Annotated in this window: 12 protein-coding genes; all 12 read right to left on the reverse strand. The window is 56.5% G+C overall.

What is annotated here, in order from left to right:
- Window positions 1-10: 10 nt before the first annotated feature.
- The gene (gene tssF, locus CFB52_RS26350) at window positions 11-1,837 is read right to left on the reverse strand and encodes a type VI secretion system baseplate subunit TssF (RefSeq protein ID WP_099317949.1); all 1,827 of its coding nucleotides are present in this window, start codon (window positions 1,835-1,837) and stop codon (window positions 11-13) included.
- A 23-nt stretch (window positions 1,838-1,860) separates the two neighbouring features.
- Window positions 1,861-5,427 (reverse strand): ImcF-related family protein, encoded by a 3,567-nt coding sequence (locus CFB52_RS26355; protein ID WP_099317815.1) that lies wholly within the window; start codon window positions 5,425-5,427, stop codon window positions 1,861-1,863.
- Entirely contained in the window at window positions 5,393-6,757 is a 1,365-nt protein-coding gene (locus CFB52_RS26360) for a hypothetical protein (protein WP_257220636.1), read from the reverse strand. Before CFB52_RS26360 ends, CFB52_RS26355 begins: the two co-directional genes overlap by 35 nt.
- A complete protein-coding gene (locus CFB52_RS26365; RefSeq protein ID WP_099317817.1) occupies window positions 6,709-6,969 on the reverse strand; it encodes a PAAR domain-containing protein in 261 nt (86 codons plus the stop codon). Before CFB52_RS26365 ends, CFB52_RS26360 begins: the two co-directional genes overlap by 49 nt.
- Window positions 6,970-6,989: 20 nt before the next feature.
- The gene (locus CFB52_RS34385; protein WP_124658454.1) at window positions 6,990-7,463 is read right to left on the reverse strand and encodes a hypothetical protein; all 474 of its coding nucleotides are present in this window, start codon (window positions 7,461-7,463) and stop codon (window positions 6,990-6,992) included.
- Window positions 7,464-7,599: 136 nt separating this feature from the next.
- Window positions 7,600-8,211, reverse strand: a complete 612-nt coding sequence (locus CFB52_RS34390) for a hypothetical protein (protein ID WP_144029762.1) — start codon at window positions 8,209-8,211, stop codon at window positions 7,600-7,602.
- A gap of 111 nt (window positions 8,212-8,322) precedes the next feature.
- A complete protein-coding gene (locus CFB52_RS26370) occupies window positions 8,323-8,976 on the reverse strand; it encodes a hypothetical protein (protein ID WP_099317818.1) in 654 nt (217 codons plus the stop codon).
- A 154-nt stretch (window positions 8,977-9,130) separates the two neighbouring features.
- Window positions 9,131-9,595 (reverse strand): hypothetical protein, encoded by a 465-nt coding sequence (locus tag CFB52_RS34395; protein ID WP_144029763.1) that lies wholly within the window; start codon window positions 9,593-9,595, stop codon window positions 9,131-9,133.
- Window positions 9,596-9,843: 248 nt separating this feature from the next.
- Window positions 9,844-10,209, reverse strand: a complete 366-nt coding sequence (locus CFB52_RS34400; RefSeq protein ID WP_124658450.1) for a hypothetical protein — start codon at window positions 10,207-10,209, stop codon at window positions 9,844-9,846.
- An 810-nt stretch (window positions 10,210-11,019) separates the two neighbouring features.
- The gene (locus CFB52_RS34405; RefSeq protein WP_144029764.1) at window positions 11,020-11,610 is read right to left on the reverse strand and encodes a hypothetical protein; all 591 of its coding nucleotides are present in this window, start codon (window positions 11,608-11,610) and stop codon (window positions 11,020-11,022) included.
- Window positions 11,611-11,621: 11 nt separating this feature from the next.
- Entirely contained in the window at window positions 11,622-13,886 is a 2,265-nt protein-coding gene (locus tag CFB52_RS26375; RefSeq protein WP_144029765.1) for a M23 family metallopeptidase, read from the reverse strand.
- 5 nt (window positions 13,887-13,891) lie between these two features.
- Entirely contained in the window at window positions 13,892-16,243 is a 2,352-nt protein-coding gene (locus CFB52_RS26380; protein WP_099317820.1) for a type VI secretion system Vgr family protein, read from the reverse strand.
- Window positions 16,244-16,412 lie beyond the last annotated feature (169 nt).

Raw genomic sequence — 16,412 nt, forward strand, 5'->3', positions numbered from 1 at the left:
GTTCTCGGTATCACAACCAGTCTCCCGTCTTGCTCACGCACGGATAGCGCCGAATCGGCCCCCCGACGCCTTCGTACAGAACGAGTCGCACTGCAAAGTGGCAACACGCGTAGCGGCCTACGAAACGGCTGAGTACGTCGCCGAATAGCGCGACGTCGCCCGGCCCGGCGAAACCCGACGGCTCGATACCTACGTTCACATTCACGATGCGATCGACGCGCATACCGAACCGTTCCGTTTCCTCGTCGAGCCACACGTAATGGATCGCCTCGATACGTCGCCGGTTATCGTCCTGTCGCGTCCAGTCGTACAACGACAGCGCGCCGCGCAGCACGTTCGCGTCCATCATGTTCAGCTCGGTTGTGCCTGCCGCGTTGAAGTGAGAAATCACCCGCCAGTCATAGTCGCGTCCGCGCGGCGGATACAGCGGCATCGTCGTGGCCGTCAGGTTGCATACGCGCTCGACACCGTTAAAGGTCGAAGCAGGCGTGGCAATCGTCGATTCACGCAGGGCCATGCGCGGCAATCGGCCATTGTTTGCCAATACCCGGACCGTCACGTGCGCGTCCGGCAAGCTGCCCGGCTCATCCCATGGATGCCCGCCCAACGTCACGACCATCTCGCGCTGGCCGGTCACGCCTTGCCGAATCGACGCGTGGTAGTAGCGATCCGGCGATTCGTGCCGCATCATCCCGCCGCGGTGACGGAATTCCTTGATCGACCGATACGCGTATTGATTGGCGGTGCGCGGATCGGTCGCCACGACCGACAGCGCATCGTAGGGCTCGACGTGCTCGCCCGCCGACCTGGGAGGGAGCACCGGATAGTCGCGATCGTGTCCGTTGGGCCGGATTGCCTGCGCGTCCAGCTCGAACAGGTTGATCACCGGCGTGCAGAACAACCGGATATTGTCCGCGCCGAACGTGGCGTCACCGGGTATCCGATCCCGGATCACGATTTCGAATTCAAGACGCGTTTCGCCCGGTGGCACACTCGCCGCGTCGAAACCGCACAAGTCGACGAAGTGGAACTTCTCGGGGAACGCGAAATATTCGAGCATCGTCTGCTCGCGATCGAGAGCGGCGTCGCGTGCGTCGTGATCGACCGGCCACAGTCGCTCCCGTGCGCCAAAGCCGGCCGCCTCGAACTTCATCGCCGGACGCGGCTGTAGCTGGCCGTCGAGCAGGCGCGGCATGCGCACGCCGATCGACTCGACCTGGCGCGTGAACACTGCGTACAGCGCGGATGCGGTCGGCCGGTCGCCATGCAGGTAAAGCCGGATACGTGACAGGTCATCCAGCAACCGCTGCTCGCGGTGCAGCAGGTCGAACGCGAGCCGAATCACCGTGTGACCGTCCTCGCGCATACGCGCACCCGCCTCGCGCACGCCGAGCGGCAACAGGCTTACCGCCTGAGTGGTCCGATAAACGCATATCGTCCCGTCCTGGCCGACCGGTGTCGAATGAACCTGTAGCCCCGGCGGCAACGTATCGAGAATCCGCGCCTCGCCGGTGCGGGGCATGCACGCAAGGATCGCCAGCGACGGAATGGTGCGACCCGCATGCGGCCAAAGGTGGTCGATCAGCGGATCGGTGATTTCCGAATAGACGTCGTCGAGCTTCATGCGCAGCCGGCTCGCGAGGAAAGCGAAGCCCGCGTAAGTCTGCTCGACACTGTCGTGGAGTGCGCCGGGCATCATCGTCATTCCCACACGGCGGGCACCTTGCGGCTGTTCCTTCGCAAATTCCCGCGCCGCTTCGCGCAGGTAGCGCATCTCGGCATCGAAGTAGCGCAGGTACGGATCGTCCTCCGCGCCGAAGCCGACGCCTTCGGGCATCACCGGTTTGTTTTTGCCTTCACTCATGGCTGGAGATCCTGTGGCAGCGGCGGCAGGAGCGGCATGGTAGACACGACACCGGCGTTGCCGACGATGAAAATGCGATCGGGCATTCGGAATCCGCGCAGTTTCAGCAGGCCAATCGGCCCGGCGCCGACCTGTGTGCGCAGCACATACGAAAGCGGCTCGCTGCTCCCGGTGTTCCACGTGAGCCGATAGCGCGTGCTATCAAGCTGCTTGACGTCCGCCTTGCTCAGCAGACGCAGGAACGCCCAATCGCCGGTCGAATCAAACGCCTGCCGCAGGCCCGCGTCGAGCGTCTGCCACGTGAGCCCCGCGTGTCCGTTCAGGCCATTGCCTGGCCACGCCAGCGGCGTCCAGCGTTCCTGCTGATTGAAATAGACGATCTGCTTGCCGTCGATCGACAGTTCCGAGCGCGTTACCTCTGGCGTCGGCAGGGCCATCATTTCGAATTTCTGTCCCGCGTCGCCCTGCAAGTAGAGCTGCGCGCCCACCGTCGACAACTGCCGGACGGCGCTCAGGAATTTCGGATCGAACTGCAGCGCCTGCGGCGCAAACTCGTTCGGCACCCAGTGATCGCCCTCCAGCTTCATCACGCCGGCCAGTTGTGTAGTGATGAAACGCGAAATCAATCCGGTGTCGGGCCGCACATAGCGGCCAAGCTCAGCGAAGGATGCATCGGCCTGCGTATCGAAGAACGGATAGCGGCCGCTCATCGCCGCGTTGAAGGGCGCGGCAACGCTGGCTCGCCATGCGTCGTTCAGGCTCGCTGCGGCCGGTTGCAGGATCGTCTGCCATGCGGCCTCGAGCGGCTGCGCAAACACCGCATCGCCAAAACCCGCCCATGCCGCGCCCAGACTTGCGGCCGTCAGCGCCGCGTCATCGCGTGCTTGGGACAGCTCCGACAACTTCCCCTGGAACACCGCCTGCGCGAGCGAACGCGCCATCGCCTGCGCATCCGGACTGCCGGAAATCTGCTGCAACTTCAGCCGCATCGTCGTGACTGCCGTCAGGTAGCGCGACAGGCTCACACCGGTCAGCGCGATACCGGCCGGCAGAGCGCTCTTCGCGTTTGCAGCGGCCGGCGACGCGCCCGTGTCGCTCATCAGCATGAGCAGCGGACCGAACGGCTTGTCGAGCGGGCTGACGACGGCCGCCCCTGCCTGCTCGTCCGTGCCGATCAGGTCTTGCGCCTTGCGCACCAGCGTGTCAACCAGCGCCTGCGACGGGCGGCCCGCCTGGGCCTGATACTGCACGGATTTCATCAGCGCGATCAACGGCGAGGTCTGTGCATCCGCGAGCCGCGAAAGCTGTGCCACCGCACCGCCGAGATTGGATGCCGGCTGCCATTGCACGCTGTTGAGCATGCGCTGCCACGCAGCCGTGTACTCGCCAAAATAACGCGCCGTCAGCCGCTGCTTCAGTTCCTCGGCCGCGCGCTTCTCGTCGACGATCGGCTTGGCTTGGACCATGCCCTGTGCGAGCGTATTGCCAATCGGCTGCGGCGCCTGCGAACCGGTCAACACCCAGTCACCGCTCACCCGGCGTTCGCGGGATGCCTTGTCGATCGCCGCAGCGATCATCCCGTCCCATGCCGCGCGCGTATAGATTCCCGGTACAGTCTGCGACGCCGTGAACATCCCGTAGGCATCGGAACCGTTCAACAGGGTTTCGAGCGACGCGTCGGCGTATTTGTTCGTAACGTCGTCGAGAATACTTTGGTACACCGTGTCGTCGGCCGATGCGAGTCCCATTTGCGTGATCAACATGTTCCGGGTCGCGGTCACAACACCGTCGTCCATCGCGATCCGCCATTCGGGATGCGCTTTGAGGTGATCGGCGTAAAACGCCGCGAGCCGCCGGCCGGTATCGTCGCGCTCGCCTAGCGACATCTCGACGGGTCTCGGCCACAAGGCGACCAGCAGGCGCCTTAGAAACGCCGGATCGGCTCGCGACGGATCGCCAAGCATCAGGTAAGTCTTGAGCGCATTGTAGGTACTGCTGCGTATGTCCTGCGATTGAAGGCTGTCGGCGCGCGCCTGGTCCGCGGCTTTCAGCAGCCCGTCGATCGTTTGCACGACGGGTATCTGCAAGTTACGGGTCGCCGTGATTCGGTATGGTTGCCAGAGGCCGCTCAGGATTTCGTCATTGCGCGACAAGCCCGCGCGCAGGTACCACGGTGCGCCATGCTGCTGCCGGTATTCAAGCTTTTCCATCAACTGCTGTAGCGCGAGTTGCGTGCGCCAGGCAACTGCAGTCTGTGGCCGGGCGCCGATGGCAGCATTCGCCGTCGCCTGCGCCTCGCGCATGAGTTGCTGGTTGCCAATGAACGACGTGGTCATCCATACGCACCATGCAATCGTGGCAAGGGTCACACACATCGCCAGCGCGTTCGACCAGCAGAACCCCACGCGCCGACCATTGCCTCGTCGATTGGCAATTTCCAGCCACGTCGGCAACAACGCGGCGGGTTGCCTCGCGAACTCAACCGTTCCGTTCGGAACAGTTGCAGCGTTTGGCGCCGCGCCCCTGTCCCCACCCTCGGCGACCGGGGCAGGCGTCGGCATGGTCACCGTCGTTGCGAATACGGGTGCGAACATCACGCCCGCCAGCGGCGCTCGCAAACAGTGCGAAGCAAGTAGCGCTTGCCAGCTCGCGACGATGTGTTCGTGCTGTTTACCGATGTATCGCGAGATCTCGGCGAGACAGGTGATGTGCGAGGCTTCCGTACAAAGCCGCACGCCTGCGTCCGCCGTATCACGTTCGATAGCGGCAAGCTGATCGCGCAAGGTGGCCACCGCCGCGGGTGCCCCGTTGTATGCCAGTTGCGAAAATGCGCCAATCGCGTCGAACGTCTCGGGGCTCCCTCCCCGCACGGGCACCGCACGCAGGAAGATAACGGGCGCGGCCCAGCCGAGATCGTTCGCGAGCGCGGCAAGCACACGCGGCAGCTCGGTATCGCGCTCATCCGCGTCCGTAACCTGCACCACGCTATCGACCGGCCGGCGACGACGCAGCATCCGGATTTGGCGGCGCCACTCACCCGCCTCGATACCGTCGGGTTCGGCGTGCACGAGGATCGCGTTGCCGACGGACATCGCACCCGCGCGCTTGAGGCCGGGCGCGACTTTGTCGATCAACACGTTCGTCCCGTTCACCAGCAGCCATGGTGACCGGTATCGCCAGCGCCAGCCTTGCGAGACACGTAGCTCATCGACCATACGTTGCAGACGGGCATCGCGTTTCAGCGGCTTCCGCGCCTTCGTCGTGTCGCCGGTCTCCTTGCGAAACATCTGTCCGGCGACGGCATACGCGCCGATGAAAAACAAGCTGAGGTGAATAGCGATGAAGAGAATCAGGGCGATGACGATGACGATCACGACCTGCATACGCGCCATGCCGGGCGAGAGATCGAACAGATCGCCGCGGCCCCACACGAGGCCAATCGCGCACGCGGCGGCGATCAGCGCAGCAGCGATCACGCCCCAGAGCGCGACGCGTCCAGAAGGCGCAGATTCGACAGTATGGGCCGAGTCAAGCGGTCGCAAGGTCAGTTTCGGATCGATCATGCTGAGTGTGTTCAGGCAACAAAGTTTCCTTCCCATGCGTACCGGGAAGGACGTGAACAATGGCGGACTGCACGCCATCGACGATCAGTTGCGGCGTGCCCGCCGCACCCCATTCGCTTGCGGCTGCGACGGACAGCCAGCCGCTGGCGTTACCGAAATCGCCCACGATGTAGGCGAGGTCGCATTGGGCGTCGCCACTCGCAAGCGCATCCAGGTTCGCGATACGCAGCCCCTGATTGCAACGCTTGACGGCACGCGTGACCCACGCACGCGTCACGGCAGCGAAATCCGCCCTGCCCCATATCACCGCATTCGCGAAGCCGTACTCGATCTCGTCGGCCTTGCCCTCGACGGGTCGATGCAGGGCTGCCACCACGGGCACATCTTCCGGTAGAGCGTAGAAGCCGGCATCGAGCAGTATCGCGACACATCCCTCCGTGCTGCCAGTCGGAGGCTGTTCTTCGTGCCATGCCGTTGCAATCACAAGCAGCGGGCATGCCTCGCGAGCGTCGAGCCATGCGTCGGCCACCAGCAACCCGTGCGAAGCAGGTACGGCCAACACGGTGAGCGATGGCAGGCCCGCCAATTGGAGCGCGTCGCGCACCTCCTGTTCGCGCAAAGCTTCCTCGCCGGGTTCGGCCAGCACACGCACATTTGGCCAGTAAGCCGATTCATACTGCGTGAGCGCGTGCAGGCTCGGGGTGAGCGGTTCAAGCGCTTCGGCGATCTTGAGTGCAAGCTCGGTAACAGGTCGCGTTGGAGCCGCATCGGCCCCGCTTTCCTCCGCCGGATCGGCCACGTCGGGTTCAGCGAATGTTTCCGGAGGATCATCAAAGCGGCAATGCTCGACGACACCTGCGCCAAAACGGGGCTGCTGCTGTCGCGGCAGACGCGCGCCAACATGAATCACCTGGGCAAGCGTCTGATCGTTCAAGGGCAAGCAGTAGCCGATGCCAAGCACCCGTAGCGGCTGCTGCGCGAAACGAATGCGCTCCGCCAGCCATCGGTCGCGATGGAGGTTGCGGTGATACGCGCGATACCACACGGCCTCATAGCGCGCTCGCTCGATCGCAAAGAGAAAGCCGAAAAAACCGTTCGGGATACCGGCGACGCAGAACCAGAACCATGGGCTGCCCGCGCGTTCACCCTTCGGCCATATCAGCAGGACAACGGCCGCTCCGGACACCGCGCAGGTCAGCCAAATGCAGAACCACCACGGCCAGAACCGTGGGCGGCGCGGATAAGCGCTCGGGTGCCCCGCTCGAGAGAGGTCGACGGGCATTATTCGAAGTGGACGTTCGGCAGCGACGAGATCAACCGACAGCCACATGCGCAGCGATGGCCTTCCAGCGCGAATGGCTTGTGGTCGCGATCGGGAAACTTGTCGGCGCCCTCGTCAATGACGGTCCGGCCGTGCAGTTCGCAGATCGCCTCGTCGCCTTTACGAGCAAGCGGGCTGCCCATGAATGTCGTCCAGGGCGAGCCGCTGGCGACTTCGCCGCCGTGCTCGAGTTTGTCGGCTTTGCGGATGGGAGATTTCATAACAGCCTCAAAATCAGTTGTTAATCTTTGCATTTCTGCATTGAAAACTGTGGCTCCGACCCTGGATCAGAAGACTTGATTTTCATATCTTTTATATCTATGACATCAAATCCAAAACGGCTAGAAATTAACATCGACCTCCGATCAGAACCAATCGCAACATCATATATCCCGCCGCCGTATGTTCTTTTTAAAATCATGCCCAACTTAGGTTTTAATATATAAATTGAAAGAAATGTTGCTTGAGGACTGCGAAGATCTATCTTGTTTGGCAACCCATAAACAACGAAGCTCTTTTCATCCAAAGAAAAAACACCCCCATCAATACTGTGATCAATTTTAACTACCCCTATTTCCTTCCCGTCTCGCTTAACGAGCATTTCGGCCTGACCAGTAGCCTGCGCTGAATATCTTCCGTCACAAGATGTAACAACTTGCGCACGCGCATTCGACAGTAAAATTGTCAACAAAAAAATTAGGATAAACTTCTTCATGCCTTGTCTCCCAATATTCGTTGCGCCTTTTGTCCGTCCGTCCGGCGTATTGTCCGCCTCGCAGAACAATCATTTCTTGTCGCGCACGAAATTTTTCCATACATTGACCACAAAAACCGCCAACGCGCATCAATAATCATCTTCGAAAATTGAATAATCTTTCGCACGTTTTGCTGTCAATTTCGACCAATCTTCCCGCTCGTATTTCAATGATTTCAAATTTTGCGTCTATCCCACATTGATGTCGATCCAACGATATATACTTTCCATCAAGTGATATAACAGGATTCATATCTGAAGATGCCTCCTCTTCCAATTTGGAATTACTTACAGTGGTTCGATAGAATCCTGGAATTTCAACCAAACTCCTGTCACTACCGATCCTCCCAACAATCGCCACAAAACCCAAGGGAGAAACAGCTACCGGCACCATTGATGCATAAATTCCCGCTTTGACGTTTACGTCCGACAGGAAGCCCACATGCGGGGCTGCGCACCTCACATGAACCGGCCTGCCGGCCTTGCAATGATTTAATTCATTGACAAGAACGTAGTCAGTACCGGACACGATAACCGCCTCACCGTCGGAACTCAGCGTAGTGTCTATTGGTTCTTTGTCGATTAAGCAGTGAACGTCCCCAGTCATAGTTCGCACGGTCAAATCGAAAGATTTTACTGTGGTCGCAACACTAGTAGTCCGGCAGCAACCTTGAGCCGAGGCAGCCAGCAGACCAATAAGTACGAACATTTTTACTTTCAAAGGAGAACCTCCCTGACCACGCAAATATATTAAATTCTCTTATCAAACCCACTCAATCATCGCTGACAATAATTTGTGCAATTACCCCCCTCACAACAATCATTTATTTTTCGGCAGCGAATTTGAATATTTTTTCTCTAGTACCTTTCGAATCGATTCAGCATCCTTATAACGGGCATGCGTTGAGCGCCCATCGCGGAAACCACATTCACATTGGTTCAAGAAAGGTGCGCTGGCATCACTTTGCAGTCCGGCAAAGACAGCTCCCGCTTGAGGATCGCCAGTCAACTTGTAGACATAGCCATCGTAATACTCCCCACCGTAGTCGTAATGATTCAGTGGCGTTCGCACCAAAACAACGACCTCCTTACTCTTTCGATCATGATCTGCATTCGCAAAAAACACAGTATAAATTTCAGGAACCCCATCATCCTTCACATAACGATCGAATAATACATCGCGCCAAATATGACTCTTATCATAAAATATTAGATGCGCATCAAGCACGTAAGGCCCATCACCTTTAGCATAATCACGAAAACTAGATGTATTCGCGACAAAATAAATATACACCCCTTGTATTGCGGGTGCCGCATCGATGATCGGCGGCTGCAATTTATGAACTTCTCCAATACGGGCCTTTATTTCCGCCTGAATAGTGGCTGGAACATCGGCCGCATAGACTCGATGCACTGAGAACAGACCAAATAACACCAGTGAGACACCGAATACAAATCCGTGTCGACCACCCATAATAGCCAACCCTCAAAAAAATCAACCCTAAAAATTCCCAATCGATAAGTACGCACCGCCCCTCAAAAGCACACGTTATTTATAATTTATCTCGAGTTTTCATCTTTTTTATCGACGATCCATTATTCTCATTGCCGCTAAATTAAGCCATTTATCACCTCTCAACCGACAACCTAGCAATACACCTTTTAGGAACATTTCTACTCCAATAAGTGCTAACCAAATAACGCCTCTTTTCACCCATCCTAAGGTTAGCAAATTCATCCCCGCATGAAGGAAACCTCTCCACAAACTCATTAGACGATGGGGAAGACGTGAAAACCCTATCGACTTCATACGTCCCCATTCCATCGTCCGCATGCGACACCCAAAAGCCGAGCCGCCCGCTAAAATCATAATTACCGATTTTTATACTAAGTGGCTTTTCTGAATCGATAAATATTTCCCCCTGCTTAACCCCGCTCTTTCCAGATAAGCTCCAAAACAAATTTTGCCCCTTAATTCTCACTACGGCCATGATCCCCGGAGATGGAGCAAAGGTCCTTAAAACATCATCAGCCCACGCGAAAAATGATGTCGAGAACATCACTACAGCCAGCAAAGTCCTGATAATCTTCATTGATCACTCCGGCTTAAGCATGTTTACCAACACCGCTTTTTGAGGCGAGGCGGATTAGCTAACACCACCCCATCAACATCAACTCCATCGCCCAAGACGCGCGTTCTAAATACTGAGTACGGCTGCCTCTCGCCGCATCCACTTTCACCACCATTAACAAGCCGATTCATAAAATCTACGTTCTAAGCTGAAACATCTTCAATATCCACTCAAAAAAACTTGCACTCACTTTCGACTCGCACGAGATGTCAAAAAAATCGAAATGATGAGAATAGATAATTGAAAGCGCGCGCCCTCTCCCTACCGACCTTCAACGTCCGGTCTCCGTAGTACAAACGAAAAACAGTCGAACGTGCACCATTACCAGCAATGAAAACCCATTGTTGCTTTTGATATTCAACAATGGCTCCCGTCGGTTTTATTGCCGAGTAGCTTATGATATAGAGGTCACCACCTGACAACTGAACATGTTCCTTCGAGACCGCCCTAAATAGGCCGTTTTGAGCCGCTCCGTCTACCGACTCAACTTGCGCCAGACGATCCCCCACCGGAATCGCCTCGACAGTCAGGGCAAAATCTGTCAAAGCGCGCCAGTCGTCGGGCATGTGCGGCATAGGCCCAGTTCGTTTAAGCCGAAGCTTCCCCGTATATAGAAACGGTATGTAGCACTCATCTTTCCCTAATGCGATGGTGTGCCCAACGTCGACATACTCAAGGCCATTGGGGATCGCAAACGACAAATGACAATCATCCCTCAAGACCCTCTCCGGTTCCTTGCCACTCGCCGAACACACAAAGACCATAAAGCACAAAATACTCACCCCCCGCAAAATGAATCGCCTCATGATTCCTCACATTACCGGCTTGTAGCCTGCATTCGGCACCACCTCCCAACCACCCACCTACCTACCCAAGCAAATTAATTTTTCTCACATTTTTGCATTTCAAATCCTGGAACATACGTCACATCAAACGAATGTGTCCTCTCTTTCTCGACATCCATCACCCCAACTCCAAATCGAATATTAATAACGATAAATTTTCGATCGTCACTAAATTCGGCATCATATACTCCGCCCCCCCATAAATCCCTCCCCTACAGCACGAACACCCCTCCCAATCAAATATATAGAAGGGTATAAAACTTAGGAAATCGACGATCCATCTCAAACGGAAGCCCAAATATAATCAACACGTAATCGTCGAGACTAAATACTCCGCCATCGATAGAGTGATCGATTTTCATCGCCCCAACGTGCCTCCCACCCCTCAAAACAGCCATTTCTTGGGGCCGCTGATTTTCGCCACATAACTTTTCCATCGCAAGACGTTTCTATTCCGGCCTTCGCACCACCATGGAAAATAACCAAAACCAAGTGAAGTGCAATTTTTCTCACAAGCCGCCTCGAAATTCGCATCCATTGTTATTTATCGATTTTTATGGATTTAATGATCTCATTAATCACCCTCACCTTACCCATTGCCTTTTCACTAAGCCTCCCGCCCGGAGCGGGTGGCTTCTCAATGATGACAGAGACGAAAATTACCGGAGGTGTATTGGATTTCTTAGATGAAATCAATGCTGCTTCGTAACAAATCGCGGGACGCTTTTCTGCAGTGTCAGAAATATCGCAGAGCGTGTTGTCAGCCTCATAAACGATAAAATCTCCAATTTCTTCCTTTCTTGTTTCATAGAAACCACCGTAGCTCCCTTCTACATATACAAGAGCATCATCAGGCAATGAGGAAATTCGATTTTTACCTTCCGAAGGAAGTTCTCCGTATTTAATGAATCCATTGTCTTGGAAAATTTTGTCGGACGTTTTGTCGTATAGACATATGGTAGCTATCGTTTCCAGCCGATTAACATCTACGCATACGGAACCGGAACCATCCGGATTGGCTCGCTTGTTTTCGTATGCAGGCAAATGAATTTTTGTTTCGTTATCAAATGTAAAATTTTTCGCATATAAAGGCGACGCGAATCCAAGCAAGCCAGTTGCGATGAGAGACATGACGAAATTTCTCATACCAGATCCATTAATATTCTTGAAATGCGTTGAGTGTGATTGATACGATCTTCCAGCCCGTTTGGCTTGCTCGTCTTTTTGTTTATCCCGTTGATAGCGCGAGACACGACGAAAATCGATTGAGCAGAGACATCCATCTCCTGGATCGATGAATTAATCGTAATGAACTTATTGCTTGCGGCACCTGCCGTCCAATACCACCCGCCTGCATCAATACAGTTAAATGGATCGATGCTAATTTGTTGGGGAGCGGCAATAATTGGCCGGATGCGTGTTTTGTCTACCAACCATTTTATGTCGAAGGACGATGAATCTAGCCAGCCGCGGTACACCCAGTAGCTGGCATAGTTCACTCGCCCGGTAAGTTGCTTCATACCCCGTCCACGGAATTTGATCCCATCACCAGCGTCGATATTTCCAAGATCAGCTCGCCCTTCAAGATAGTCGAAATAGCGATCATCTTTATTTTTGTAAAAATCACTTGCTTCAGGTTGCAGACTCGCCGAAAAATTGGTGCTGGACGCCTCCATCATGCGAGCCAGCATGAACGACTCCACTGCCCCTTGACCAAGAAAATGCGTCATCCTCGTTGGCGTATTTACCAAATACTTTCGCATTCCATGATTGAGCGGTACCCGATACTGTTCTCTCTTAGCGTATGGGTCCGGTGTTTCTCGACGGTTGTAGAGCTTATCTGGGTAGATACATGACAGTTCGTATGACGATAGCCAATGACACCGCCTAAAATGCCGAATAAACGCAAGCGGATGAAAAAACCATAGCTTCTGCCCTGCCGGAAGCCCCGTCTCGTTCCAAAACTGAACTTCCTTCAGATACTTCATGAAATCGTTGTAGCCCTGGTCGTTACCATGGTAGTAGCCGCCTTCGTCGAGCAATCTCGCATAGCGTTCTTCGTTGTTTGTACTATCCCATTCACTCGGCGCGTTGCTGACAAGGCCACGCAACTGCTGCCGTACCCACGCGTTACCTTTTACATAGGCCGAGAGCGCTCTAGTTTTATGAGCTTCCGGCGTTTCCCCTTCCACCATTGGTACTTCGTGCGGGGCAGCATCGTTCAGTACTTTCTTCAGCGCGTCCACATCGCACAGTCCGTCGCTGTCGAACGGCGTATTGCCCTCACTGATTTTCTGCCAGCCCATATAGGACAGGAAATCCGCGTCGGAGAACTTATGGATATTCGAGTTATTGATATCAATGTAGCCCGCCTTGTCTGTCGTCCAGTTGACCGGCATCCACGTCACGCATGCATCGGCAGCCAACGTTTTGTCCGTGGACAGGATGCGGCCAAAGCGAAGCAGCTCGTAACCGTCGCTCGGGCATGACGAATAAAGCGCCGCAGCACGCTTGTACAGATCGTATTCGTAGTCCTTTTCCTCGACGGGCTGCGGCGTAAGCAGCGTGCGGGTGCCGTCTGGCGCAATACTCCACACGTTGGTGTATTTCGAGCCGAGGCTGAAGTACGTCTCGACAAGCAACGGCAAGGTATTCGAGCCGTCGTGACCCGGCTTGAACTCGATGCCATGTAATTTGTTGCGGGCATCGACCTTCGCTGGCAGACGGCGAAACTCGCTGCCTGCCGGAATGACGAAATACGCATGCCCCCACCAGTCCGTTTCGGCAGGAGCGGGAGGAGTAGGCGTGCTGTTACCCAGTTGCGTGCACCCAAAATAGGTGTCGAAGTCCTCAGGCAACATGAAAATCTCAAAGTGCAGATGGGGCATCCCCTCATACTTCCCGCGCCATCCCAATATGTCCTTGCGTTTGACTCTCAGACTCACTTTCGGATCTTCTTTCCCGGATTTCGCCGGCGTCACCTGCCCCTTGCTCACCGGCCCAGTCGGCATGCGCAGGAACTCGGGCATCTTTTTAGCGTTCGCGCTGTGCTGTCCGTATTCCGCCAGCGGCATCAGATGCATGTAGAGCGAATAGAAAGTCAGCGTGCGGCCTTCACCGGTTTCGGTCGTATGCTTGAGCAGCACAAAGCCCGTATGGCTCTTACCGTCGTCAACCGCATGCTGACAGACCCGGTAGGCAACGACTTCGCCGTCTGCAATCGCGTACACCTCGCCCTTGGTATCGGGCTGAAGATGCACGCCGCAATGCCAGCGTCGGTCAAAGGCGATCGGATAAATGCCATGAGCACATTCGAACTTGTCTACCGCATCCATCATCGGATCGGGGTTCGTCCCAGTTGGGGCCGCGAGACCTGCGTCGGGCAAAAACGGCGGGCTGATAATCATGATCGTTACCGTGTGTGGCTGTATTTGGCGCCGGGCTGGTAGTCGCTCACCGGCAGTTGCGGCAGATTGACGGACGTATTGCCGGGCCCCTCGAACGTGAATGAAGCCGCTCTGATGCGGAATTCGCCAGGGCAGTTGAAAACAACGCTGCCGTTCTCGATGGTCATTGACGCGCCGCCGCTGGCCACCATCGCCCTTGTCTTGGCACTCGTGAGCACGTTCGCGCCGGCGCTCGACACATGCAATTGCCGGTCGGAAAAGAGATCCATGGGCGCGCCTTGTGCCTGCAACTCGATTTTCCCTTTCGAGAAGATCTTGATGCCAAACTTGTGCGCGCACAGCGAGATCAGGTCCCCCGCCACCATGCGCAGTCGCTTGACGATGCTCACGTCCATATCCCGGCCTGCGGTGACGATTACGTTCTCGCCCGCCGAGTGCTGCGTCGATTTCGCTGTCACGAACGCCATGCCGCCAGGTGCACTCGCAAGCAGCCCCGCGTCGCGAAGCTGATTCAGGCCGTCGAGCAGCGCCGCCTGCGCCGCACGGTCAGCAGGGTCGGCCTTGGCCTGCGTCGTCGCTGCCGCAAGGTCCGTTACGCGCTGCAATGCTGCCTTCAGCTGCGCAATCGCGGCAGGCATATCGAGATGCGGCGTCTCGGAGCCGGCTGCCGCGTCCGCCGACAAAAACAACCCCTTCGGCGCGCGCACCGCGCCCCAGTGCTGCGTGGTCAGTTCGAAGCCCTCGCCGCGCTTGTGCTTCTCCGTGTCGACCAGATAGCCCATGTTGAGCGACGACTTCCCGAACACCGTCGCCAACCGAACGCCCTCGTGATTTTTCAGGTCTTCGAAGCGCAGCTTGTTGCCAAGCAACGGTGAACGGAACACCGCACGGCTATACCAGCCCTCCTTGCCATGCACCAGATCCCGCCGGGCGTAGTCATGAACCGCCCCGGCAATCAGCAACCGATCGCAATTGCCTTGCGTCGGGACAATGCGCACCTCCGTTCTTGGCAATAAGGGGATGTGCAAGCCACCCTGATACGACGCGGACGCGCGCAGCAGGCGCAACGGCATGCTGTTCGTGCCGCGCTTGCCGCTGTGCCGGGTGAACAGGAGCCTGACGCGATAGCGGCCATATTCGTCCATCCATGCGTACGGTTCGTCATCGACGGACTCGACCACACCGATCAGCATCCCGGTGATCCATCGCCAATGCCTTTCAGGAACGTATTCGGGCCGATAGGTCTGATGCGCCGGGATTGCTTCGAAGGTATTGATCGCCGACTGGCTGCGGCTACCGGTCGTAACGAGCTTCGTGATCACGATCCCGTGCGGCGCCTCGGGCACTACGTCATTGGTGATCCGCACCACCATGCCAGGCGTCATACCGATCACGTTACTCGTGCCCGCGAGCCGCATCTGCCGCGTGCGCAGTTCGTCACGCCGCGCATCAGCCAGCGCCTGCCCCTCTTCGATCGAATGGAAATGCTCGATGCCGCGGTTCACGCTCCCATAGACCGATCGATCGTCGTCGGCCACGACCGATTCGACCTGCAGCGGATCGTCGGGGATGCGATAGTTGTGGTCCCATTCGCGTACCGTCTGTGGCACCAGCGCGCGCGTGGCTTCCAACGTCAGAATCGCCTCGTGCCAACTCGTCAGGCCGGAGTGCGGCAGCAACGGCACTTCGAGCGCCCGCACATAGCCTCGCGCCGTATTGCCGAACACCAACGTGTCGCGTTGGGGGCCGTCCTCTTTCTTCGCCTGTTTGAAGTAGTAGTAGACGCCCGCGCGGCGGCAATGCCGATCGATAAAGTTCGCGACCGTCTCTTCGTACATCACGGTTTGTTCGAACTTCCCGTCAAGCCCTTCCAGCTCGAACTCGACGTCGAAGGACTGGAACAGACTGCGATCGACGATCACGTCGGTGAGCAACTCGCGCAAGGATCGGTCGAGAAACACGGCCGAGTCGTGCACCGATTCGAGCAGCGCGAACCGCGGCTTCAAATGAAGCTGATAGGTTGCCTCGTCACGCGTGGTCTTGATTCGCGTCCACTGCGTGACGACGCCGTGCACTGTGCGAGCGGTGTGGCGCACGGGGTCGATCAATCCCGGCAGGGACGGCACCGATGCATGCTCGTCGATCGTGAAGATCGCCGGCCGCCCGACGGTGGCCGCGCCGTCGATATGCTTGTCTGGAGACGTGACCGTGATGTCGGCCAGAAACGGCGTGTTCATCGCCTCAGTGAGCGTGAATTCGAACACGGAGAGCGCGGAAGCAAGCGTCGCGATCTCGAGATGAAGAGACTGGGTAACGATCGCGCTCGGGTGTTGGAGCACGTCCTGAATGGTTCGCATGGCCACCGTTGCATGACGGGTTGCATACATCGGCACGCCCCATTCGCTACGAACTCAGGGATACGATGCCGTCGAATTTTCCCGAGTTAAGCAAATTTTCATAATGAAATCCATGAGACAAATACGAAATTTCAAAATCAAATCAACGACAAGGAAATTAGGTTTGCGA

The sequence above is a fragment of the Burkholderia sp. AU18528 genome (assembly GCF_002223215.2).
Classification (GTDB): Bacteria; Pseudomonadota; Gammaproteobacteria; order Burkholderiales; family Burkholderiaceae; genus Burkholderia; species Burkholderia semiarida.

Bases quoted from the DNA above. Each gene is read 5' to 3' on its own strand.
- tssF (WP_099317949.1), bottom strand. From the start codon at position 1,837: ATGCCCGAAGGCGTCGGCTTCGGCGCGGAGGACGATCCGTACCTGCGC.
- CFB52_RS26355 (WP_099317815.1), bottom strand. From the start codon at position 5,427: ATGATCGATCCGAAACTGACCTTGCGACCGCTTGACTCGGCCCATACT.
- CFB52_RS26360 (WP_257220636.1), bottom strand. From the start codon at position 6,757: ATGTGGCTGTCGGTTGATCTCGTCGCTGCCGAACGTCCACTTCGAATA.
- CFB52_RS26365 (WP_099317817.1), bottom strand. From the start codon at position 6,969: ATGAAATCTCCCATCCGCAAAGCCGACAAACTCGAGCACGGCGGCGAA.
- CFB52_RS34385 (WP_124658454.1), bottom strand. From the start codon at position 7,463: ATGAAGAAGTTTATCCTAATTTTTTTGTTGACAATTTTACTGTCGAAT.
- CFB52_RS34390 (WP_144029762.1), bottom strand. From the start codon at position 8,211: ATGTTCGTACTTATTGGTCTGCTGGCTGCCTCGGCTCAAGGTTGCTGC.
- CFB52_RS26370 (WP_099317818.1), bottom strand. From the start codon at position 8,976: ATGGGTGGTCGACACGGATTTGTATTCGGTGTCTCACTGGTGTTATTT.
- CFB52_RS34395 (WP_144029763.1), bottom strand. From the start codon at position 9,595: ATGAAGATTATCAGGACTTTGCTGGCTGTAGTGATGTTCTCGACATCA.
- CFB52_RS34400 (WP_124658450.1), bottom strand. From the start codon at position 10,209: ATGCCGCACATGCCCGACGACTGGCGCGCTTTGACAGATTTTGCCCTG.
- CFB52_RS34405 (WP_144029764.1), bottom strand. From the start codon at position 11,610: ATGTCTCTCATCGCAACTGGCTTGCTTGGATTCGCGTCGCCTTTATAT.
- CFB52_RS26375 (WP_144029765.1), bottom strand. From the start codon at position 13,886: ATGATTATCAGCCCGCCGTTTTTGCCCGACGCAGGTCTCGCGGCCCCA.
- CFB52_RS26380 (WP_099317820.1), bottom strand. From the start codon at position 16,243: ATGCGAACCATTCAGGACGTGCTCCAACACCCGAGCGCGATCGTTACC.